At 64.8% G+C, this 1502-nt stretch carries 1 protein-coding gene and 1 pseudogene; one reads left to right on the forward strand and one right to left on the reverse strand.

Going from position 1 to position 1502, the window contains the following annotated elements; translation table 11 throughout:
* A pseudogene (locus WCB02_RS24280) lies at positions 1-563 on the forward strand (hypothetical protein); the annotation flags it as partial.
* Positions 564-601: 38 nt separating this feature from the next.
* Here WCB02_RS24280 and WCB02_RS24285 read toward each other — a convergent pair.
* Complete coding sequence (locus WCB02_RS24285; protein WP_423962155.1) at positions 602-1429, reverse strand: formate/nitrite transporter family protein; 828 nt, start codon at positions 1427-1429, stop codon at positions 602-604.
* Between the last annotated feature and the right edge of the window lie 73 nt (positions 1430-1502).

Here is a 1502-nt window from a genome sequence, read left to right on the forward strand (position 1 = left end):
ACGCAAACAGCCCGGCCGCGACGACCGCACCGACGCCGCCACCGGCGCCTGAACAGGCCGAGCAAAACTCGCCGAACGTCGCGCCTCCCGCCGCGGAGCTTCAGCCGTCCGCGCCACCCATACCCGATGCTGACCTCGCGCTCCTGAGGCGGGCGCAGCCGCTGGCCGGGCCGGCCAGCCAGACCCAAGAAACTGGGCAAGAAACCGGGCAAGCAACCGGTCAAGAGATGGAGCAGACCGGCAGCCCAGAGAGCAAGCCGGAAACCAGGCAAGAGACGACCGAACAGACCGCTAGCGGCACGAGCGAGACCCCAGTGGCCGAATCCACCGTGAGTACGGAAGAACAGGGTGCCGTCGGGAAGTCGAACGTGCTGCAGATACTGTTACTGGCGCTGTTTTGCGTGCCGGCGCTCTATCTGGCTGTCGTCGGCATGATCCGTCACTTGGCGCGGGCGAGGCGCCGACGGCACTCCTATTACGCCAGCCTGCTGCACGCCGCCCCGGCCGAACCGAGGCTGCTGCCACCCCCGCTTGAATCGAACAACAGCGCCATCACGTCCTGAGTGGCTGACACGGTTGCGGACGGGGCGGCGGCTCGCGCCTATTCCGCCAGCGTCCGCATCGTGACCGGCAGCGCCGGGACCGGCTTTTTGACCGGCTTGTAGGTGGCGTAAAGTGCGAGGCCGATGAAGCCGCCGACCATATTTCCCAGCGTGACGGGGATCTGATTCCACAGCCACCATTGCGCGAGGGTCACCTTGGCGCCCAGCAGAACGCCGGTGGGAATCACGAACATGTTGACGACCGAGTGCTCAAAGCCCAGCGCGACAAAGGTCGCGATCGGCAGCCAGGCCGCCACGATCTTGCCCGCCGTCGAACTGGCCATCATCGCCATCACCACACCGAGGCAGACCAGCCAGTTGCACAGAATGCCCTTGACGAAGACGATGATCACGCCGGCATTGCCGAGCGCCTCGTTTGACAGCGTCTTGAGCTCGGCCGAAGCAATGATGCGGGCGGCCAGCGGCGTCGGCGCCGTGGCGCCCATATTGGTGAGCGTGATCGCCAGCAGCGCGCCGAAGCCCATGGTGCCGATCATATTGCCCAGAAACACCCAGTACCAGTTGGCGACTACGGCCCCCCAGGGCGCCTTGCCTTCCAGCGCTGCAAGCGGCAGCAGCGCGAAGTTGCCGGTGACGAGTTCGAGTCCGAGCAGCATGATCATGGCGAAGCCGACCGGAAACACCATGGCGCCGGCGAGCTGCTGACCGGTGGAAAGCGTCGCGACAAAAGCGAAACTGGTCGCCGCGCCCAGCAGCGCGCCGGAAATCGCGCCACGGATCAGCAGGTCGCGCGGGCTGAGCTCCAACTTCCTGACGCCGGCATCGATCATCATGTTGACGATGTCGGTAGGCTTTGAGTCGTCCATGTCGATTACTCCAACGCACACATGCTGTTAGAAACACGATTGCTTGTTCTCAGACCGCCGAATCGCAAGGGAC

The sequence above is a fragment of the Bradyrhizobium sp. genome (assembly GCF_049581145.1).
Lineage (GTDB): Bacteria > Pseudomonadota > Alphaproteobacteria > Rhizobiales > Xanthobacteraceae > Bradyrhizobium.